Annotated in this window: 20 protein-coding genes; 14 read left to right on the top strand and 6 right to left on the bottom strand. The window is 50.2% G+C overall.

Features of this window, described 5'->3' with window-relative positions:
- Positions 1-119 precede the first annotated feature (119 nt).
- The 4 genes from hemH (at position 120) to ileS (ending at position 5967) form a co-directional block, all read left to right on the top strand.
- Complete coding sequence (hemH, locus tag GWC94_RS11795; protein WP_161835222.1) at positions 120-1178, top strand: ferrochelatase; 1059 nt, start codon at positions 120-122, stop codon at positions 1176-1178.
- 105 nt (positions 1179-1283) lie between these two features.
- A complete protein-coding gene (locus GWC94_RS11790; protein ID WP_161835221.1) occupies positions 1284-1826 on the top strand; it encodes a CopD family protein in 543 nt (180 codons plus the stop codon).
- A 247-nt stretch (positions 1827-2073) separates the two neighbouring features.
- Entirely contained in the window at positions 2074-2415 is a 342-nt protein-coding gene (locus GWC94_RS11785; protein WP_161835220.1) for a DUF6686 family protein, read from the top strand.
- A 189-nt stretch (positions 2416-2604) separates the two neighbouring features.
- Positions 2605-5967: an isoleucine--tRNA ligase gene (ileS, locus tag GWC94_RS11780; RefSeq protein WP_161835219.1), complete on the top strand. Its 3363-nt coding sequence runs from the start codon at positions 2605-2607 to the stop codon at positions 5965-5967.
- Here the strand turns inward: ileS and GWC94_RS16855 are convergent.
- A complete protein-coding gene (locus GWC94_RS16855; RefSeq protein WP_235918518.1) occupies positions 5954-6349 on the bottom strand; it encodes a hypothetical protein in 396 nt (131 codons plus the stop codon). The genes ileS and GWC94_RS16855 overlap by 14 nt on opposite strands.
- Between GWC94_RS16855 and GWC94_RS17010 the strand changes: the two genes are divergently transcribed.
- Together GWC94_RS17010 and GWC94_RS11770 are read left to right on the top strand one after the other, a co-directional pair.
- Positions 6339-6893, top strand: a complete 555-nt coding sequence (locus GWC94_RS17010) for a TraR/DksA family transcriptional regulator (protein WP_317163470.1) — start codon at positions 6339-6341, stop codon at positions 6891-6893. The genes GWC94_RS16855 and GWC94_RS17010 overlap by 11 nt on opposite strands.
- Before the next feature lie 174 nt (positions 6894-7067).
- A complete protein-coding gene (locus GWC94_RS11770) occupies positions 7068-8264 on the top strand; it encodes a glycosyltransferase family 87 protein (protein ID WP_161835217.1) in 1197 nt (398 codons plus the stop codon).
- Positions 8265-8314: 50 nt separating this feature from the next.
- Here GWC94_RS11770 and GWC94_RS11765 read toward each other — a convergent pair whose 3' ends face one another.
- Both GWC94_RS11765 and GWC94_RS11760 read right to left on the bottom strand, forming a co-directional pair.
- A complete protein-coding gene (locus GWC94_RS11765) occupies positions 8315-9160 on the bottom strand; it encodes a glycosyltransferase family 2 protein (RefSeq protein ID WP_161835216.1) in 846 nt (281 codons plus the stop codon).
- A 4-nt stretch (positions 9161-9164) separates the two neighbouring features.
- Positions 9165-10994: an ABC transporter ATP-binding protein gene (locus GWC94_RS11760; RefSeq protein WP_161835215.1), complete on the bottom strand. Its 1830-nt coding sequence runs from the start codon at positions 10992-10994 to the stop codon at positions 9165-9167.
- A gap of 85 nt (positions 10995-11079) precedes the next feature.
- On the opposite strand from GWC94_RS11760, the gene rbfA reads away from it, so the two are divergent.
- Positions 11080-11451 (top strand): 30S ribosome-binding factor RbfA, encoded by a 372-nt coding sequence (gene rbfA / locus GWC94_RS11755; protein WP_161835214.1) that lies wholly within the window; start codon positions 11080-11082, stop codon positions 11449-11451.
- A 66-nt stretch (positions 11452-11517) separates the two neighbouring features.
- Positions 11518-12729: an FtsX-like permease family protein gene (locus tag GWC94_RS11750; RefSeq protein WP_161835213.1), complete on the top strand. Its 1212-nt coding sequence runs from the start codon at positions 11518-11520 to the stop codon at positions 12727-12729.
- Positions 12730-12794: 65 nt separating this feature from the next.
- Here GWC94_RS11750 and GWC94_RS11745 read toward each other — a convergent pair whose 3' ends face one another.
- The gene (locus GWC94_RS11745) at positions 12795-13637 is read right to left on the bottom strand and encodes a transketolase (protein WP_161835212.1); all 843 of its coding nucleotides are present in this window, start codon (positions 13635-13637) and stop codon (positions 12795-12797) included.
- A 175-nt stretch (positions 13638-13812) separates the two neighbouring features.
- On the opposite strand from GWC94_RS11745, the gene frr reads away from it, so the two are divergent.
- On the top strand, positions 13813-14376 hold the full coding sequence (frr, locus tag GWC94_RS11740) for a ribosome recycling factor (RefSeq protein WP_161835211.1): 564 nt from the start codon (positions 13813-13815) through the stop codon (positions 14374-14376).
- Between the two features lie 74 nt (positions 14377-14450).
- On the opposite strand, the gene GWC94_RS11735 is transcribed toward frr, so the two are convergent.
- Positions 14451-15317: a DMT family transporter gene (locus GWC94_RS11735; RefSeq protein WP_161835210.1), complete on the bottom strand. Its 867-nt coding sequence runs from the start codon at positions 15315-15317 to the stop codon at positions 14451-14453.
- A gap of 68 nt (positions 15318-15385) precedes the next feature.
- Between GWC94_RS11735 and GWC94_RS11730 the strand changes: the two genes are divergently transcribed.
- From GWC94_RS11730 to GWC94_RS11720, 3 genes are all read left to right on the top strand, one after another.
- The gene (locus tag GWC94_RS11730; RefSeq protein ID WP_161835209.1) at positions 15386-16132 is read left to right on the top strand and encodes a PPK2 family polyphosphate kinase; all 747 of its coding nucleotides are present in this window, start codon (positions 15386-15388) and stop codon (positions 16130-16132) included.
- A 49-nt stretch (positions 16133-16181) separates the two neighbouring features.
- Positions 16182-16616, top strand: coding sequence for a large-conductance mechanosensitive channel protein MscL (gene mscL, locus GWC94_RS11725; protein WP_161835208.1), 435 nt, complete (start codon positions 16182-16184; stop codon positions 16614-16616).
- Between the two features lie 141 nt (positions 16617-16757).
- On the top strand, positions 16758-17588 hold the full coding sequence (locus GWC94_RS11720; protein ID WP_161835207.1) for a segregation and condensation protein A: 831 nt from the start codon (positions 16758-16760) through the stop codon (positions 17586-17588).
- A gap of 136 nt (positions 17589-17724) precedes the next feature.
- Here GWC94_RS11720 and dxs read toward each other — a convergent pair whose 3' ends face one another.
- The gene (gene dxs, locus GWC94_RS11715) at positions 17725-19656 is read right to left on the bottom strand and encodes a 1-deoxy-D-xylulose-5-phosphate synthase (protein ID WP_161835206.1); all 1932 of its coding nucleotides are present in this window, start codon (positions 19654-19656) and stop codon (positions 17725-17727) included.
- A 211-nt stretch (positions 19657-19867) separates the two neighbouring features.
- On the opposite strand from dxs, the gene GWC94_RS11710 reads away from it, so the two are divergent.
- Complete coding sequence (locus GWC94_RS11710) at positions 19868-20926, top strand: sensor histidine kinase (protein ID WP_161835205.1); 1059 nt, start codon at positions 19868-19870, stop codon at positions 20924-20926.
- A 29-nt stretch (positions 20927-20955) separates the two neighbouring features.
- Entirely contained in the window at positions 20956-21687 is a 732-nt protein-coding gene (locus tag GWC94_RS11705) for a LytR/AlgR family response regulator transcription factor (protein ID WP_161835204.1), read from the top strand.
- Positions 21688-21732: the final 45 nt, after the last annotated feature.

The following is a 21732-nucleotide window of genomic DNA, read 5'->3' as shown; positions in this document are numbered from 1 at the left end:
AAGCGATTTCACGGGGAACTAATTTGGTCATGTCATTGTCATTTCTAACATGATTTTCGTCATATATTTTCCCGCGGCAAAACCGGCTGGCCTACCTTTGCGGCCAGATTCTACTGTCTATGGCAAATAATCCCCGCAGGGCCATCCTGCTGATGAACCTGGGTTCACCCAAATCAACAGCGGTAAAAGATGTCCGGGCCTACCTGAACGAATTCCTGATGGATAAACGTGTGATCGATATGCCGCTGATCAGCAGGGCCCTGCTGGTGCGGGGGATCATCGTTCCCTTCAGGGCGCCCAAGTCGGCGGAAGCGTATAAAACCATCTGGACAAAAGACGGTTCCCCGCTGATTGTGCTTACCAGGCAGCTGCGGGCCGCCCTGCAGCAGGAGATCGAAGAACCGGTGGCCATTGCCATGCGTTATGGCGGCCCCTCTCCAAAGCAGGCTTACGACCGTTTGTTGGCAGAATACCCCTCGCTGGAGGAAGTGCTGCTGCTGCCGCTGTACCCGCATTATGCCATGAGCAGCTATGAAACAGCGGTGGAATATGCCAAAAAACAACACCGGCCATATGCAGACAGGTTCCGCCTGACGGTTATCAAACCTTTTTACAACGAACCGGGCTATATACATTCCCTGGGCGAAACCATGCGGCCTTATCTTGACCAGGATTATGACCATATCCTGTTCAGTTACCATGGCATACCGGCCCGTCATATCCGGAAAACCGATATCACGGGTTGTCATTGCCTCCGGCAGAACAATTGCTGTGATACACCTTCCGAAGCACATGCCTATTGTTACCGCCACCAGGTTTTTGCCACCACAAAACTGGTAACCCAGCAACTGGGGATACCGGACAATAAATTCAGCATTTCTTTTCAGTCGAGGCTCGGAAAAGGCTGGCTGGAGCCGTTCACGGATGTGCGCCTGGAGCAGCTGCCGGGAGAGGGTATCAAAAAACTGCTGATCTTATGTCCTGCATTTGTCAGCGACTGTCTTGAAACGCTGGAGGAGATCGAAGAGAGAGGAAGGGAAACCTTTCTTGCCGCCGGGGGACAGTCCTATCATATGATTCCCTGTCTGAATACCCACCCGCTCTGGGTAAAAACGATCGCCGGCTGGATAGGGGCGTACCGTTCGGGAGACCGGGAGATGGTATCGGCAGAGCGTTAATAAGTGGACAGATCGATCGGTTGAGCTGGGAAGCAGCGTGTTCTTACTGATCAACCCATCAGCCGGCAGGCTCCGGTCATTCCGCTAAATTGTTATCTTACCACTATGTATCCTTACCTGAAGGCCCTCCATATCATTTTTGTAGTTACCTGGTTTGCGGGGCTTTTTTACATGCCCCGTTTGTTTATTTATGCCACCGAGGCGGGCGGTAAAGCAGAAGCGGAGACGAGGATACTGCGTGCACAGTTCGCCATTATGATGAAGCGGTTATGGTACGGTATTACCTGGCCTTCCGCCATTCTTACGCTGGTGCTCGGCCCAACCGTTATGCTGCAGGGCAACTGGGATAAAATACTGCTGCAGCCGGAGGGAAAATGGCTGCTGATCAAACTGGTATTCGTGTTATTCCTTTACCTCTACCATCTGTCCATACACCGCATATTCAAACAGCAGCTACAGGGCATCTATCGCTACCGCTCCCAGCAACTCCGTATCTGGAATGAGGTAGCCACCATCTTCCTGATTGCCATTGTGATGCTCGCCGTAGTAAAACAGGGTGTCAGTCTTATCTGGGGATTGCTTGGGCTGGTCCTTTTCATCCTCATCCTGATGAGTGCGATCAGGTTGTATAAGCGGGTGAGGGGGTAGTCTGAAAATTTGAAAATGGGGGGATTTGAAGATTTGAAAATGGGATGGGTTGAGTGGCTTAACTGTTACATGGCTGTATGGCTGTTGCGGCAATTCAAACACTCAGCCAGGTAGCAATTACGCCATTTAACCGTTCAGTCATTTACCCTGCTTCCTCCGCTTTTCCTTTTCCCGTAAACAGAAATTCCCGATCCGTCATTTGAAGCAGGCCGCTGGCAGACATCTTTGTTGCCGTAAAAGAACATGTATGTGCCAGTACCATACCTGGTTTAGGGATGAAGAGAAAGGGTTTGTGATCGAATGCAGGAACTGCAGGAAGTTGCAGCTGGCTTTTGGTATGGTCATGGTGCGGTTTGCGGAAAACGAGTTCCATAGTTTCAGGCGGTATATCGCGTCAAAACGGGAGGAGTTTGAGGGAACGGACAACAGGACCGATAAAACCATCCTGCTCCAGACGCCCTGTGAGTCGCTGAACTTCCTGTTTTCCTACGAGGAACTGGAAAACCTGCACCTGATGCTGGAACAGGCGGATACGGAAATGAAAACAGAAAAAATGCTGCGGCTGTTCCAGGAACAACCCGGCAACTAAATAGCTAGACGATAGAATCAATATGTCACACGGCCGCTGTATTCCTGCAGTGGCCTTTTTGTTGCCCGTGTTTTGGCCCGGCGCAAAGGCCCAAATCCTGTCTGGCATTGGCCAAAACGCCCCCAAACCTATCAACTAAAGCCGTACCTTCGCAGGCATTTCAGAACACCTCTTTGTACGGATCAAGTTATGAGCGTTACCTATCCAGAATTTTCAGGGCTGAACCTTCCTTCCATCGAACAGGAAATACTGGCCAAATGGAACAGTGAACAGGCATTTGATAAAAGCGTTTCCCTCCGCGAGGGCAGGAAGCCCTTTGTGTTTTATGAAGGACCGCCCAGTGCCAACGGCATGCCGGGTATTCACCATGTGATCTCGCGTACCCTGAAAGACATGGTATGTCGCTACAAGACCATGCAGGGCTTCCAGGTTAAACGCAAGGGAGGCTGGGATACGCATGGTCTGCCCATCGAACTGGGTGTGGAGAAGGAACTGGGGATCACCAAGGAAGACATCGGTAAAAAAATATCCGTTGAGGAATACAACCGGAAATGCCGGGAAGCCGTGCTTCGCTATAAAGGCAAATGGGATGAGCTGACCATGAAAATGGGGTATTGGGTAGACCTGGACCATCCCTATGTCACCTACGAGAACGATTATATTGAAACCCTCTGGTGGCTGCTGAGCGAACTGTATAAAAAAGGGTTGCTTTACGAAAGTGTGAGCATACAGCCTTATTCGCCTGCAGCAGGCACGGGATTGAGTTCGCACGAGCTGAACCAGCCGGGCACCTATAAAGATGTAAAAGATACCAGCGCCGTTGCCATGTTCAAAGCGCTGCGCAACAAACGCAGCGAATTCCTGTTTACCGCAGCAGCCGGTACGCCCGGCAATGAAGTGTTCTTTATGGCATGGACAACCACGCCCTGGACACTGCCTTCCAACCTGGGACTTACCGTTGGTGCTAACATTGAGTATGTGCTGGTGCAGACATTCAATCCGTATACCCATCTTCCGGTAAACGTAGTGCTTGCCAAGGCCTTGCTGGGTAAGTATTTCAAGCCCGAAGGAGAAAATGCCGATTTCGGAGAATACAACGAAAAAGCCAAACTGCTTCCCTGGAAGATACTGGCATCGTTTCCCGGTTCGGCCATCGAGTTCTGCGAGTACGAGCAGTTGCTTCCCTATGAAGCCAACTCGCTCAAAAACATACAGCTGATCACTCCCGATGCAAAACCGTTCAGGGTATTGCTGGGAGATTTTGTGACCACCGAAGACGGCACCGGTATCGTACACACCGCACCCGCTTTTGGTGCAGACGACTACCGTGTGGGTAAAAAATACGGTATCGGCATACTCACCATGGTTGACCGGCAGGGAAAATTCGTGGAAGGCCTGGGCGAATTCAGCAACCGCTATGTAAAAGATTACAAAGACGAGAAGGAATATGCTGACGTGAATGTTGATATCAGCGTAAAACTCAAGAAAGAGAACAGGGCATTCAAGGTTGAAAAATACGAACACAGTTACCCGCATTGCTGGCGTACGGATAAACCCGTGCTGTACTACCCGCTGGATGCCTGGTTCATCAAAACCACCGCGGTAAAAGACCGGATGGTGGAGTTGAATAAGACCATTAACTGGAAACCGAAATCAACCGGCGAAGGCCGTTTCGGCAACTGGCTGGAGAATATGGTGGACTGGAACCTGAGCCGCAGCCGTTACTGGGGAACGCCGTTGCCTGTATGGCGCACGGAAGATGGCGAAGAAGAAGTTTGCATCGGCTCTATAGCGGAACTCAACGAAGGTATCCGCAGGGCAAGCGAAGTGCTCGGAGGCGATACCAACAAAAACTACCTGCACGAAGGCATACTGGATCTGCACAAACCTTACGTTGACGAGATCGTGCTGGTAAGCCGCTCCGGTAAACCCATGCACCGTGTGCCGGACCTGATCGATGTATGGTTCGACAGCGGCGCCATGCCCTATGCACAATGGCATTACCCGTTTGCGAACAGGGACCTGATCGACAAAGGCGAAGCTTTTCCTGCAGATTTTATTGCCGAAGGTGTTGACCAGACCCGCGGGTGGTTCTATACCCTGCATGCCCTGGCCGTGATGCTGTTTGATGATGTTGCCTACAAGACCGTGGTAAGTAACGGCCTGGTGCTCGACAAGAACGGTAACAAAATGAGTAAACGTCTCGGCAACGTGGTGAACCCCTTCGAGACGATTGAAAAATACGGTGCAGATGCCACACGCTGGTACCTGATCACCAATGCATCGCCATGGGATAACCTCAAGTTCGACCTGGCAGGTATACAGGAGGTGCAGCGCAAGTTCTTCGGCACTTTGTACAATACCTACCAGTTCTTTGCCTTGTACGCCAATGTAGATGGATTTGCTTTTAAGGAAGCAGCTGTGCCCCTGACCGAAAGACCGGAGATAGACAGGTGGATACTGTCGTCGCTGAACACACTGGTAAACACGGTTACCCAGGCCATGAACGATTACGAACCCACGCTGGCCGGCCGGGCCATCGAAGCGTTCCTCGACGAGCACCTCAGCAACTGGTATGTACGCCTCTGCCGCCGCCGTTTCTGGAAAGGCGAGTACGAACAGGATAAGATCAGCGCATACCAGACACTGTATACCTGTCTTGAAACCATCGTGCGGCTGATGGCGCCGATATCGCCGTTTTTCAGCGATGCCCTGTTCCGTAACCTGAACCTGGTAACCGGAAAATATACAGTGGGATCGGTACACCATGCTGATTTTCCCGTTGCCGACGAAGCGGCTATCGATACCGCACTCGAAGAAAGAATGCGGCTGGCGCAGGATACCTGTTCGTTGGTGTTATCGCTTCGCAAAAAAGTGAATATAAAAGTCCGTCAGCCCCTGCAGAAAGTAATGATACCTGTGCTCAATGCCGGCATGCGCGAGCAGTTGGAGCAGGTGGAAGACCTGATCAAGGCGGAAGTGAACGTAAAGGAACTGGAATATATCTCCGGTACCGAAGGCGTGATCAGCAAAAAGATAAAAGCCAATTTCAAAGCCCTGGGTACCCGGCTGGGCGCCAGGATGAAGCCGGTAAGCGCCGCCATCGCGGCGCTGGGTCAGCCGGATATAGCCGCGCTGGAACAAAATGGCATTTTGACACTCCGTATCGATGGGGAAGAGATCTCCATCGGTCTGTCTGATGTGGACATTACGGCCGAAGACATACCGGGCTGGAGTGTTGCCGGTAAGGGAAGTCTTACGGTAGCCCTGGATATTACTGTAAATGAAGCGCTTAAGCAGGAAGGTGAGGCAAGGGAATTTGTCAACCGTATTCAAAATATCCGGAAAGAAAGCGGTTTTGAACTCACAGACCGTATATTCGTAAACGTTCAGGACAGCCCGTCGCTAAGGCCGTCCATTATTAAATTTAACGACTATATTTGCCGCGAAATTTTGGCAGATACCATTGATTGGAGCCCCGAAATAACCGATGGCACCGAAATTGACATCAATGATACCCTGTTAAAAGTGGTAGTAATTAAAAAAGGATAGACATTATGGCTTCCAAAAAACCCGCTCCTAAAAAGGCTGCCAAAAAACCGGCACCCAAAAAGGCAGCTCCAGCTAAGAAACCGGCTCCTAAAAAAGCGGCTCCTGCTAAAAAAGCAGCGAAACCTGCGCCCAAAAAAGCGGCTCCTGCTAAAAAAGCGACCAGGCCGGCGCCCAAACCTGCCCCTAAAAAAGCAGTTCCGGCAAAAAAGGTGGTTAAGCCTGCGCCTAAACCGGCACCGAAACCAGCCCCGGCCAAAAAAGCGGTGGTACCTGCCAAAAAACCGGTTCCGGTAAAAGCAGTGCCTAAACCGGTTGCCAAACCGGCTCCCGCACCTGCCCCGGTAAAACCTGCCCCGCTGCCAATAAAAAAAGTGGAAGCCAAAGCGCCGCCCACACCTCCGGTGAAGCCCGTAAAAAAACAGCCGGAACCCATCAGGGAAGTGAAAGTGCCAAAACTGGCTACCAAATCAAGCGTTCCCTATCAGCCCGGGTATACCCATTTGGAAAAAAGAATCGACACAGTGAAAAGCAACGGTGAGCCCCTGGTAAAATACAGCGACGCAGACCTGACTGAATTCCGTGAACTCATCGCCAAGAAACTGGAAGCGGCAAAGAAAGAACTTGCGTACCTGCAGGGACTGATTACCCGCAAAGACGAACTGGGTGGCGACAATGACGACGCCCGTTACATGACCATGGAAGACGGCAGTATGAGTATGGAGCGGGAGCAGCTGAGCCAGATGGCCAGCCGCCAGATCACCTATATCGATCACCTCGAAAAAGCAATGATGCGCATCGAGAACAAAACCTACGGTATCTGCCGTGTTACCGGTAAACTGATCGATAAAGCACGCCTGCGCGCCGTTCCGCACGCCACACTCAGTCTCGAAGCAAAACTCGGACTGGTGAAGCCCAGCATGGAATAACTTTATTTTGTTTTCCTGAATTTATTGCAAGCCGTTCCGCAACCCGGAACGGCTTTTTGTATTAAACGGCTGTATGGTTACCTGGCTGAAGGGTTGTAAAACGGATAACCGGCAAACACCTGGTAATGAAACCATAATAATTTCTATATTGCCTTGCATTGCAATGATTATACGATGAATGTCTTCCTTCGTTCTATCCGAATCGGAAAATGGCAGGTGCCTTTTCCGGTCTTTCTTTGGTTTACGCTGGCTGTTGTGGCCGTATCGCTCGAGCTCAGCAGGGGTGAGGAACATTTCAATAATTTCCTGCTCTACCGCCATGTTTTCCTGCATACGCTTGACCAGGTAAACCTGTACAAAGGAGAACCCTTTCACCTGTTCGATAACCATTATGGTCCTTTCTTCAGTATTATCATCGCACCGTTTTCTTTTTTCGGCAATTATGCCGGATGTTTCCTGTGGTGTGTTGCCAATGCCTGGATATTGTACTATGCCATCAGCCGGTTAGCACTTACACAGAACCAGAAACTGATGATCCTCCTGGTTTCTGCACTGGAAATGATGACAGCCATTCACAGCGTGCAGTTCAACCCCATGCTGGCCGGCTGGATCATCATGGCCTATGTGCTGACCGAAAAAGAAAAGGATTTCTGGGCCACCCTGTTTATCGTGGCGGGGTTCCTTGTAAAACTGTACGGTATTGTGGGTATCGTCTTCTTTTTTTTCAGCAAACACAAGCCAAAATTCGTGTGGTCTTTTTTCTTCTGGCTGATCGTGTTGTTCTGTTTGCCCATGCTGATCTCTTCACCCGCTTTCGTGGTTCAGTCTTACGGTGACTGGTACGAAAGCCTGCGAACCAAAGATGCCCTGAATACCGATGGCGCCGCCAGCGGGTTTATGCAGGACATTTCGGTGATGGGCATGATCAGGCGAATAGGCGGTATCGATATCTCCAACACCCTGGTCATATTACCTGCCGCACTGGTATACGCTTTTCCGCTGGTACGGGTAAAGCAGTTCTTCCAGCCCGGTTTCCGGCTGGCATACCTGGCCCTGGCGCTGATAGGGATCGTGATCTTCAGTTCATCAGCGGAAAGTCCCACGTATGTGATCGCCATGGTAGGCGCGTCTATCTGGTATGTGATACAGCCCGATGCGAATAAAAAATGGGCCGGTGCGCTGCTGCTTTTTGCTTTTATACTCACCAGTCTTTCACCCACCGATCTTTTTCCCAGGTACCTGCGCGAGCAGTATGTACGGCCGTATTCGCTCAAGGCACTGCCCTGTTTTATCATCTGGCTGGTGATTGCGGTGCAATTGATCAGGCATACGGTTGGGTTCAGAAAAGAAAGAGCTTTATACAAAGCGTAGAAGCACCGGTTATCGCAGGAGTTGCAAAGAGGCGCCAGGCAGGCGGAAGCTTAGTGTTTGTTCAGCGTGGCATTATTCGGATGGTAATCGGTCAGGTCCTGCTGCGACCATTTTTCGTGCAGCTGTATCAGGGCATTGCCATCGGCAAAGCGGACAGGTTTTTTTCTTCCGTATTTCAGCGTCATTTTTCCGAAGTGGTGAATGTATACCCCGAGTGCTATATGGCAGGGTTTCATATCGCCGGCATCCACGCTTCTTTTCTTTGACCGGATAAAAAAATCGAAATCGGCTATCTGCAGGCGCTCGTCCCATAAACCCATTTTGGGAATAGCTGTTCTGGCCATCATTACATTATCGCCCACAATACCTTCCACCACCCTGTACCGGTTTTTTGCAAACAGTTTTTCGCAATACGCTTCCCAGTTACCGTACATGCGCCTGAGCATGATCCGGAAGGTAATGCTGTTGAACCCGAACAGCGACCAGCCATTCTTGATGCGTTTCCATTTGCGAGAGATGGCTTTTGTTTCGGCATAGGTGCCCATATTTTCGATACCTGATGCAGACAGGGCCTCGAGACCATGCATTTCGGCAACGGTGATCATTTTTTCGTCCCATCCGGGAGAGAGGATCAGGTCGTTGTTGAGAAAAAAAAGATAGTCGCCGCCGGAAGCTTCAATGCCCTGGTTCTGGCAATGCGGGTAAGCATAATTGGTTTCGTTGGCAATAACGATGGCGCCTTTGGACGCAAAGAACTCGCGGCTGCCGTCTGTAGATGCATTGTCGATAACGATCAGCTCATAAGGATTAACCGTGTATTTTTCGAGGCTTTCCACATACAGCCTGTTAACTGCAAGCCCGTTGTGTATGGCAGTGATGATGCTGATCTTTTTCATGGGGCTATTTTACTTCCTGCATCTCGATCAACCTGCGGTAAATACCGTTTTTCTGCAGCAGCTCCTCATGGCTGCCTCTTTCCGCGATCTGTCCTTTTTGCAGAACAACGATCTCGTCGGCATGTCGGATGGTGCTGAGCCTGTGAGCAATGATGATGCTGGTTCTGTTTACCAGCAACCGGTTGATGGCATCCTGCACCAGCCGCTCACTCTCGGTATCGAGCGCCGAAGTGGCTTCGTCCAGTATCAGTATCGGTGCGTTTTTGTAGATAGCCCGCGCAATGGTAAGCCGCTGTCTTTGTCCGCCGCTGAGACGCATGCCCCTGTCGCCGATCACGGTATCATATCCCTGTTCCAGCTGTAGGATGAATTCATGGGCATTGGCCACTTTCGCCGCATGTATTGCGGCATCCCTGTCGGCAGTTTCATTGCCAAAACAGATATTGTTAAGAACGGTATCGTTGAACAGGATCGCTTCCTGCGAAACAACCGAGATCAGCGAGCGGAGGTCTTTTATTTTAATATCGCGGATATCCGTTCCGTCGATCCGTATGCTGCCGCCGGTTACATCATAGAAACGCGGAACAAGGTCAGCCATCGTTGATTTGCCGGCACCGCTTTCGCCCACCAGCGCGATGGTTTTTCCTTTTGGTATATGGATATGGATATGCGACAACACCTCGTTTTCGGAATAAGCAAAAGAAGTGTCGGCAAAATCGAGGCTGCTGTCGAAAGAATGTTTGCTGATCGCATCCGGTTTTTCAAGAATGGTTTTGGGCGCATCGATCACGCGCAAGACCCTTTCCCCGGCCGATAAACCGCGCTGCAGGGTGGTAATCGCATTGGCCGTATTTTTGGCGGGCGTGATGATCTGGAAATAAAATGCCACATAGGCAATAAACGCCGAAGCGGTCAGGTTGCTTTTGTCGTGCAGTATCAGTGAGCCGCCGTAGAGAATGATCACCACGATCACCAGCACGCCCAGCACCTCCGACAGCGGCGATGCCAGTTCACGCTGGTTAACGATCGATTTCAGCAGGCGGGTAAGCTTGTTATTGGCGCTGCGGTATTTTTCCGTCACAATTTTCTCCGCATTGAACGATTTGATGATGCGTATGCCTCCGATGGCCTCATCGGTCATACTCAGCAGCTCGCCCGACAATTGCTGGCTGCGCCCGGCTTTCTTGCGCAGTCTGCGGGAGATGGATGAAATAATAAAACCCGACAGCGGAAAAAACACGATCGTAAAAAGCGTTAGCTGGGGCGACAGGTAAAACAGCATTACGAAAGTGGCAATGATCGTAAGCGGCTCGCGGAAAACGGTCTGGATGGCGCTCACAACCGAGTTTTCTATCTCAACAATATCGTTGCTGATGATCGACATCAGATCGCCTTTCTTTTCGTTGTGGTAAAAACCCAGCGACTGGGTGGCCAGCTGTTCAAAAATATCCCCGCGAAGACGTTTCAGCAGGTTCACACGCATACGTGTCAGCACTTTCTGGCCCAAAAAACCAAACAGGTTTTTCAGCAGCACGCAAATGAACAGGATCACGCATACATACATCAGTATGGTAAACTTGCCCTCGGGGGTGCGGGAATAGTTTGTGGTATAGTAATAGAAGTAGTTCTTAAAAAAATCCACGCTGAGCGAAAAATCCGGGGCCGTGGTGACAACAACGGCCGGTTTGGTCTCAAACAGCACATCCAGCAGGGGTATCAGCAGGGCAAAATTCAGCAGGCCGAAAATGATGTACAGCAATATGTAGATCACATATTCCGGAACGTAGTGGTAATAGGGTTTTGAAAAGGTAAGCAGCCTGAAAAAGGTCTTCATATCAATGGGCGCTTTCGCTTATGCCGGGCAGGGCATGGAAAACGAGGCAAAGTAACTAATTTTACCGCCAATCAAACGTTAGAATATGGAAGAGGGAAAAAGACAAAGACAGGTGGCAGGCGCGCTGCAGGAAGAGTTGAACGACATCTTTCGCAGGCTTAACCTGTCCATGATCGATGGGGGCATGGTATCCATAGCATCCGTAAAAGTTACGCCGGACCTGCTCGAAGCCCGGATTTACCTGAGTCTTTTCCAGGTAAAAGATGCCCAGGCGGTTATGAAGACCATCGAATCCCGGGCATGGGAGATAAAACGGGAACTGGCAGGAAGGGTCAAGCACCAGCTGCGCAGGATACCCGTTTTACATTTTTATCTCGATGATACCCTGGATTATGTATTCAAAATGGAGGAGATCTTCAAAAAAATCAGCGATGAGAAAAAGGGAGAGCAGGAATGATACGCTGACGGGTTGAAGGGTAACAGCCTTTCAGCCAATCCTACCACTAACCACTCAACGGCCCATATGAACCTGCTCTTCGCCTGGCGATATTTCCGGTCAAAAAAATCCACCAATGCCATTAATATCATTGCCTGGATCAGTATGACTGCCATTGCGGTGGGCAGTGCGGCGCTGATCATCGTATTAAGTGTGTTCAACGGGTTCGAAGACCTTGTGAAAGGCTTGTATGCCGATTTTTACGCGGATATGCGGGTAGCGCCGGCCAGGGGCAAAACCTTTCATATTTCGCCTGAAAAAATACAGGCACTGAAAAACCAGCCCGGCGTGGCAGCCATCAGTTTTATTGCAGAAGAAAAAGCCGTGCTCAACGGCGCTTTCCAGACCATTATTTCACTCAAAGGAGTTGATGACCAGTATACCCGGGTTACCAAAGTAAATACCCCGCAGCATATGCCCCGCGGTAAATTTAACCTGGGTACCGTGGATGCGCCCGGACTGGTAGTGGGCGGCGGCATCGAAAACGCGGGCGGGGTGGATGTAGACCGGCAGGTACCCGTTACCATCTACCTGCCCAACCGGCAGGCCGCCAGGTTAACGGGCAGCGATGGGTTGAACGCTTACAATGCAGTGCCCACCGGCACGTTTGTGATACAGCAGGACTTCGACAACAAATACGCTTTCAGCAATCTTTCTTTTGTAAAGTACATGCTGGGTATGTCGGAAGACGAATTCAGTTATATCGAAATGAAGACCACCGGCGATGCGGAAAAACGGCAACGGACAATACAGCGGACGCTGGGTAAGGGCTATCTGGTAGAAACACGGTATGAACAGAACAAAAGCCTGTATGCCGTGATGCAGGTGGAAAAATGGGTGATCTATGGTATTCTCTCCCTTATACTGGTGGTTGCGGCCTTCAATATGATCGGCGCACTGACCATGCTGGTGCTGGAAAAACAAAAAGACATCGCCGTATTGAAAGCGATGGGCGCCAGTGATGCAAAACTGCAGCGGATCTTTTTAACCGAAGGGATATTGCTTGCCTGCCTGGGTGGTGGTGCCGGTATCCTGCTGGCCGCCCTGTTCTGCTGGCTGCAGCTCCGGTTTAAGCTGATCAGCCTTGGCGGCAATACGTTTATCATCGACTATTATCCCGTAAAGATGTTGCCGGCTGATTTTCTGCTGGTAACGGCTACCATCCTACTGATTTCCGTTCTTGCCGCATGGCTGCCGGCGCGAAAGGCAAGCGCCCAGTTCGTTTCATTGAAAAGTTAGCACCAGCAATGGTATTTCAGGTATCGGCATGCATGCCGATACGGAACTGATCAGGATACAAGGTCTTAATAATCTCCCAGTGTTTCAGGCAGCTGGATCAGTGCTTTGGCCAGCTGCTCATCATTGGGTGCAATGCCATGCCATTCGTGGCTTCCTTCCATAAAGTCAACGCCTTTGCCCATTTCGGTCTTCATCAGTATGCAAATGGGTTTGCCCTGGCCGCTGAGCGATTTGGCCTTGTCGAATGTTTTCACCACATCGTCCATATCGTTTCCGTCCATTTCGATCACGGTCCAGTGAAACGCTTCAAATTTCTCGCGCAGACTGTCGAGGCCCATTACTTTTTTGGTAGGTCCGTCGATCTGCTGGCCGTTTACATCAACGGTGGCAATCAGGTTATCGACTTTATGGTGTGCCGCAAACATGATGGCTTCCCAGTTCTGGCCCTCGTCCAGTTCACCGTCTCCGTGCAGGGAAAAAACCAGGTGGTTGTCGTTGTTTAATTTTTTGCTGAGTGCGGCGCCGATGGCAACGCTCATTCCCTGGCCCAGCGATCCGCTTGCGATGCGTATTCCCGGCAGGTGCTCGTGGGTGGTGGGATGGCCCTGCAAACGCGAATTGATCTTGCGGAAAGAAGCGAGTTCCTTCACTTCAAAATAACCCGAGCGCGCCAGCGCCGAGTAATAAACCGGCGAAATATGGCCGTTCGACAGGAAGAACAGGTCTTCACCTTTTCCATCCATTGAAAAATCAGTATCGTGTTTCATGGTATGGAAGAACAGCGCGGTAAAATAATCCGCGCAGCCCAGGGAGCCACCGGGATGCCCGCTCTGTACAGCATGTACCATTCTTACGATATCCCTTCTTACCTGGGAGGCGATGCCTTGTAGTTCCTGAACGCTTGCCATAGTCAATGATTGTGCCGCGAAGATAAGGAGTGGGGGACAATTGGGGAATTGGGATTGCGAAATTTTGGAACCGGGAACGGCCATGCCAGCATTTCCCCATCCCCGAATTCCAAAATCCCCCTGCCGTCACTCCCGACTATTTCCTATTTTCGCTCCAATACAGAAAAGTAATCATATGTCGGAAGAATTACAATTGATCGTAGAAGACGCGGAAGACAGTATGCGCAAAGCCATTGCGCACCTCGAGGCAGAACTGGTAAAGATCCGGGCGGGTAAAGCCAGTCCGGCCATGCTGGATGGCATTACGGTAGAGTACTATGGTGCCCCCACCCCGATTGCCCAGGTGGCGAATGTAACCGTGCTGGACGTCCGCACCATCAGCATACAGCCCTGGGAAAAAAATATGCTTGCACAGATCGAACGGTCGATCATGCAGGCCAATATCGGCATCACTCCCCAGAACGACGGTAACCAGATCCGTTTGTTCATGCCGCCCCTGACAGAAGAAAGAAGAAAAGAGCTGTTCAAAAGAGCCAGCGGCGAAGGCGAACAATCCAAAGTGGCCATCCGGAATATCCGCCGCGATGCCATCGAGCAGGTAAAGAAATTGCAGAAAGACGGTCTTAGCGAAGACGCCGCCAAAGACGGCGAAAGCTCGGTTCAGACCATCACAGACAGGTACATCGTACTGGTGGACAAACACCTTGCTGCCAAGGAAAAAGAAATGATGTCGGTCTGAAAAAAAATACCGAGTGCCAAATACAAAACGCTGCAGACATCTGCAGCGTTTTGTATTTGGTATATCCCGTTGTTTTATTTTCTGTTTACGAGGTAAACACCGATCAGTATAATTCCCAGGCATCCCACCTGCAACAGGCTGATGTGCTCGCCATACCATACGCCCCACATAACCGCGATAAAAGGAATGCCGTACGTGACCATGGAGGCAAAAAGATTTCCGGCCCGTTTGATCAGCATATAGAACAGGATGGATGCGATGGCTGTGCCCATCACACCCAATACGCAGGAAGCGAGGGTTGACAGCAGCACGGCCCTTTCTGTAAAAGGCAGTGAAAAATAGCCTGTGAACGACAGGATGACGATACAGGGTATCACAAGAAACACAAAAGCCAGTGAGGCAATATGCAGGGAGCCGATTCCCTGTAAATGCCTGCCTACCATGTTTACGTTCAACCCATAGAACGCCGTTGCCAGCAGTATATACAGCGAATACGATGCATTCTGAAAACTCAGGTTACCCGAAGCCAGCATCAGCAGGCAAAGCCCGATAAAACCAATGATCACGCCCAGTATCTTGATCGCCCCGGCTTTCAGCTGAAAGAATCCCATGCCGATCAGTATCACAAAAAAAGGCGTGAGTGCATTCAGGATGCCGGCCAGCGCGCTGTCCAGTTTGGTTTCTGCAATGCAGAACAGGTAAGCGGGGAAGAAATTGCCAAGCAGGCCTGACAGTAAAACAAGCACCACCTTGTTCTTCGGGATGGCTTTTATCGCTTTCCAGGCAAAAGGAACCAGCACCGCGCCGGCACTTAAGATACGCAGGGAGGCCACCTGGTAAGGACTCAGTCGCACCATTCCCTCTTTCATCAAAACAAAAGAACTGCCCCATACAATGGACAGGATTACAAATATCAGCCAGTTAAAAAGTCTTCCTTTCAAGTAATTAATTTGACCAAAGTTGCTGCTTTTACGATTGTAAAAGAATAATTTTAAGGAAACTTATACCAGTGGCAGAACAGAAGTTGGCCGGCATCAGTACGCGCGCACCAAAATCCTTCAACAAAGAAAAAACAAAAGCCAGGCTGGTGCAGATGATCAGTGAGCTCGATGAACTGCAGAACCTTTTGTATGCGGAATCCAAGCATTCCATACTGGTGGTGCTGCAGGGAATGGATGCCAGCGGCAAGGACGGGCTGATCCGCAATGTATTCGGCAAAATGAACCCGCAGGGTGTAACGGTGAGTTCTTTCAAGGAGCCGACAAAAGAGGAACTGTCGCACGATTTTCTCTGGCGTATCCATAAAAACGTTCCGGCAAAAGGAATGATACAGCTGTTCAACCGGTCGCATTACGAAGACATACTGGTAACACGGGTGCACAAATGGGTGGATGACAGTCATGCACACAAACGGATGCAGGCCATCAACGATTTTGAACGCCTGCTCACCGAACACAACGATACGCATATACTGAAATTTTACCTGCATGTGTCTGCCGAGGAGCAACAGGCGCGTTTACGGGAGAGAATGAGCGATCCGCGTAAACAGTGGAAATACAACGAGAACGATTTTAAAGAGGCCAAACTGAGGGATCTGTACCTGAAGATGTACGAAGATTGTTTCAGGCACTGCAACAAAGTGCCCTGGCATATTGTGCCTGCCGACCAGAACTGGTATAAGGAATTTGTGGTGGCAAAAGCCCTGCTCGAAACCCTTAAGAAACTCAGTATGCATTACCCGGGTCTAAAAAAATAAGGGGAAGCCATCAGAAAATAGTAATTTTTCATTCACTAAAACTGATCCTATGGCAATGCTTAAAGAATTCAAGGAGTTTGCAGTCAGGGGAAACCTGGTAGACACTGCGGTTGCTTTTGTAATGGGTGCTGCTTTTGGTAAAGTGGTATCCGCCTTTGTGGAGGGCATGATCATGCCGCTGGCGGGTATGTTAACAGGCGGTGTTGATTTCAACAACAAGAGCTGGGTACTGAAGCCGGGCATTCCGGAAGTGAAAGATGCCGCCGGCAAAGTCGTTAACCCGGCCGTAGCCGAAGTGTCTGTAAAGTATGGCAGTTTTATCACCAATCTGATCGATTTTATCATAGTGGCATTTGCCGTGTTCATGGTCATCAAAGCCATCAACCGCCTCCGCCGCAAGGAAGAGCAGGCCCCGGCCGCCCCGCCTGCGCCCACCGCAACCGAAAAACTGCTCATGGAGATCAGGGATGAGCTGAAGAAATAGAAAGCAATTTGCGGATGACGGATTAGCGGATTCTGGATTTATGGATTACAATCTTGAATCCGCTGATTCGTGGATAACTAAATCCGGGTCCCTGTTGCTTTTTCGGCTGTTTCGGCTTTCTTTGCAGCAAAGCATAGGCCCGTGAATAATGTGAGTTACCAGATCAAACTGGATCAGTTTGAAGGTCCTTTTGACCTGCTCTTGTTCTTTATCGAACGCGATGAACTGGATATCTATAATATTCCCATCACCAAGATCATCAATGACTTTCTCGAATTCATCCACCAGGGCGAAAAACTGAATATTGAACTCAGCAGCGAGTTTATCCTGTTCGTGTCCACCCTTATGCGCATCAAAGCGAGATTGCTGCTGCCAAGAAAAGAACTGGATGCACAGGGCAACGAGATCGATCCCCGCCAGGAACTGGTCGACAAGATTCTGGAATACAAACGCTTCAAGGAAGCCGCCGTGCAAATGGCTGAAATGGAAGCCATGCGTATGCTGATGGTGAAAAGGGGTAACCTGCAGAAAGAGATCGCATCCATCGGCGAAGAATCATCCGAAGGAACGGAGATACAGAATATCACGCTTTTCAAACTGATGAAAGCGTTTGAAAAAGTGATGTTACGGGTGCAGGACCGCCAGAACAAACCGGTTCACACCGTGGTGCGCTACAACTACACCATGGAAGGCAGCCGTGACTATATGCTCGATTTTGTGAGTAAGGAAAAAACGGTTGCATTTGAAAAAGTCTTTGAAATATGCGAGGACCGCATCCATGCCATATTCCTGTTCCTCTCTATCCTTGAACTTGCGCAGCAGAAATACATGAAGCTGATGGTGGGGCAGGGGATGAACAATTTCATTGTGGAATGGAACGAGAACCGGGAGGAAGACCTGCAGTCGGAAGGCATCAGTCCCGATGATGAAAACGGCGCTGCAGAGAACCCCATGAATCCGGAAGACAAGTAGAAACCGCGTTTTTATGGATTAGCGGATTGATGGATTCCGGATTGGCGGATTTTTTTCTTTGGAAGGACCTAACGGTTCACCAATAATGACCCATACCAGGCTCAGGCTGTTTTCGGTGTAGCAGCGGCGGCCACCATTAGCCGGCGATCAGCTGTGTTGTAACAAGGTCTTTCATCATTTCGCGTACCGCATCTGCAATACCCTGTGCATCATAGGCACATTCGCGGTGCAGTTCTTTTGGCGTACCGTGTTCCACCAGTCTGTCGGGGATACCCAGTATACGTACATCTGCCTTATATCCATGCCGGCTCATGAATTCCAGCACGGCGCTGCCAAAGCCGCCTACAACCGTGCCGTCTTCAACCGTCAGTATCCTGTCGTATTTGCCAAATGCTTCGTGCAGCAGGGCTTCATCAAGCGGTTTTACAAAACGCAGATCGTAATGAGCGGGATCGATGCCTTCGGTTCTCAGTTCACGGATGGCCGCCTGCGCAAAATTGCCGGGGTGACCGATACTCAATATCGCGATCTCTTTACCGTCTTTCAGTTTTCGTCCCTTACCCACCTGCAGTTCTTCAAACGGTGTTTTCCAGTCAGGCATCACACCTTCTCCGCGGGGGTAGCGGATGACAAAGGGATACTGGTTGCTCTCCAGCTGCGCCGTATACATCAGGTTGCGCAGCTCCTGTTCGTTCATCGGCGCGCTGATAATGAGATTGGGAATGCAGCGCATATACGCTATATCGTAGCAGCCATGGTGTGTAGGACCGTCTTCTCCCACCAGGCCGGCCCTGTCGAGACAGAAAACCACGGGCAATTTCTGTATGGCCACATCGTGCACTACCTGGTCATACGCCCTTTGCATGAACGAAGAATAGATATTGCAGAACACACGCAAACCCTGTGTGGCCATACCGGCGCTTACGGTAACGGCATGCTGCTCGCAGATGCCCACGTCAAAAGCGCGGTCGGGCATTTTATCCATCATGAACTTGAGCGAGGAGCCGCTGGGCATGGCGGGTGTGATGCCGAATATCTTTTCGTTTTTCTCCGCCAGTTCAATGATGGTATGGCCAAATACATCCTGGTACTTGGGCGGTTGGGGGGTGTCTGTTTTCTTTTTAAAGATCTCGCCGGTTACTTTATCAAAAAGACCCGGGGCATGCCACTTGGTCTGGTCTTTTTCGGCCAGCGAATAGCCCTTTCCCTTCACCGTTACAATATGCAGCAGTTTGGGGCCGGGAATCTCTTTCAGGTCTTTCAGCGTATCCACCAGCTTGGTGATATTGTGCCCGTCGATAGGGCCGAAATAACGGATCTTGAGTGATTCAAACAGGTTGCTGCTTTTGTTCACCATACCTTTCAGGCTCGCCTCCATTTTGCTTGCCATGGTGCGGGTGAATTTTTTGCCTACGGGCAGTTTGCCCATCAGGTTCCATACTTCATCGCGGAACTTGTTATAGGTTGGCGAGGTGCTGATATCGGTCAGGTATTCCTTCAGCGCACCCACATTGGGATCGATGCTCATACAGTTATCGTTCAGTATGATCAGTACATCGCTGTCGGCAACACCGGCATGGTTCATCGCCTCAAAAGCCATACCCGCCGTCATGGAACCATCGCCGATCACTGCGATCGATTTGCGCTGTTCGCCCTTGTATTTGGCCGCCATCGCCATACCCAGTGCAGCGGATATGGAGGTTGATGAATGGCCTACGCCAAATGTATCGTATTCGCTTTCGCTTCTTTTCGGAAACCCGCTCAGACCCCTGTACTTGCGGTTGGAGATAAAATTGTCGCGGCGGCCTGTCAGTATCTTATGACCGTAAGCCTGGTGCCCCACATCCCATACAAGCTGATCGTAAGGTGTATGGTACACGTAATGAAGCGCCACAGAAAGTTCCACCACACCCAGACTGGCAGCAAAATGACCGCCATGAACGCTTACAACATCCACAATATACTGGCGAAGCTCATCGCATACCTGGTGAAGTTGTTCGCGGCTGATTTTTTTCAGATCTTCCGGAGAATCAATCTGTTGTAAAAGGGTGCCAGGCGTAATCTGCATTCGGGGCCGGATTTGTTTGTAAAATTAAAGGATTAGCCCTTAGTTAACAGCTTTCACCCTGATTTGTTTGCCGTCCGTGAATTAATTACGAAGGTTTTCATAGATTTTTCGGCCCCTGAAACACCGTATTGTGCCAGACAGAGGCGGATTTTGCCATTAATCATAATTAAGACTTTGCCCCGTGTTCTTTGCGTATATATTTGTGCTCAACATGAGAAGTAAATCTTCATTATACTGGTGGTGCCAGCTTGGGGGCTGGTTGTTGTACGGTCTGACCATGCTGTTCTTTGCTTTTGTTTTCGAGAACAAGAACAACGATGTTGTCTTCCCCCGGATCTCCATCACCATTCTTCTCGGACTTTTCTACACCCATCTTCTGCGCGAACTGATCCTCAAACTGGAGCTGCGTCCGCCGGTAAGCAAACAGAAATGGAACAAGCTCACGGCCATCGTGATCGGGGTGCTGATCCTGTTCAACCTCACCAACAGCGCCATCGTGGAATGGCTGCAGATGTTTGACCCGCGCAACAAGGCATCGGTGGAGAAAAGATTCCTTGCCAACCTGATCCTCGATTCCCCGCTGATACTTGTGTGGCTGTCTATCTATTATATCTGGCATTATGTTGAACTGGGCACTACGAACGTGATCCAGAAAGTGCGCCTGGAAAGCCTGGTAAAAGAGCTGGAGCTCAAAACCATCAAATCGCATATCAACCCCCATTTTATTTTTAATGCGCTGAACAGCATCCGGGCGCTGGTAGACGAGAACCCCGAGAGAGCGCGTAAGGCCATCACGGAACTGAGCAATATCCTGCGCAGCAGCATGCAGACGGAAAAACAGGAGACGGTGCCGTTTGAAAAAGAACTGAATATTGTAAAAGATTACCTGGCCCTGGAGCATATCCGTTTTGAAGACAGGCTGCGGGTGGAATACGATATCGATGAAGACACGCTGGACCAGCCCGTTCCGCCGATGATGCTGCAGACGCTGGTGGAGAACGCGATCAAACACGGCATCAGCAAGCAGAAAGACGGCGGGCAGATAAAAGTGATTTCGGACTATACCAATAACCACCACGAACTGATCGTACTGAACAGCGGCAGCCTGAACGGCAATGCAGGCAGTAAGGAAGACGGGTTTGGCATTACCAGCACCCGTAACAGGCTCAAATTGCTGTTTGGCGATAAGGCCAGCTTCGATATCCGCGATACCAGCAATGATATGGTGGAGGCCAAAGTGATCATGCCCGTACAATTTGCACACTCTTAATAAATCAAATCAATTTGTAAATTCGTGATATGGCAATCAAAGCAATTATCATAGACGACGAAAGGCTGGCGCGTAACGAACTGAAGAAATTACTGCAGGACCATTCCGACATAGAAGTGATCGAAGAAGCGGCCAATGTGGATGACGGCATCGAAAAGATCGAGTCGCTCAACCCCGACCTGATCTTCCTCGATATACAGATGCCCGGCAAAACGGGTTTTGACCTGCTGGCGGAAGTGGAAAAAGCGCCGCGTGTGATCTTTACCACGGCCTACGATGAATATGCAATCAAGGCATTCGAGGTAAATGCGCTGGATTACCTGCTTAAACCCATCGAACCCAAACGCCTTGCCGACGCCATCCAGAAACTGCAGGCCGAGATCTTCAAAGAGAATGTGGGCCTTAACGGCGTAAACCGCGGACCGCTGACAGAACTGGACCAGGTATTTGTAAAAGACGGCGAGCGCTGCTGGTTTGTGAAATTGGGCGAGATCCGTTTATTCGAAAGCGTGGGTAACTATGCAAAAGTGTTCTTCGGCACACATAAACCCCTTATCCTGAAATCGCTGAACGCCCTCGAGGAAAGACTGGACGACCGAATGTTCTTCCGCGCCAACCGAAAACACATCATCAACCTCCGCTGGATCGAAAAGATTGAACCCTATTTCAACGGCGGTTTGCTGGTTGACCTGAAAGGCGGCGAGAAGATCGAAGTGAGCCGGAGACAGACGGTGAAATTCAAAGAAATGATGAGTTTATAAACAAACATACCTGAAACCATTATTGCCAATCAGTTTGCGATTGGC

This window comes from Sediminibacterium soli, assembly GCF_009939225.1.
Lineage (GTDB): Bacteria > Bacteroidota > Bacteroidia > Chitinophagales > Chitinophagaceae > Sediminibacterium > Sediminibacterium soli.
This window is presented reverse-complemented; position numbering and strand designations above follow the sequence as displayed.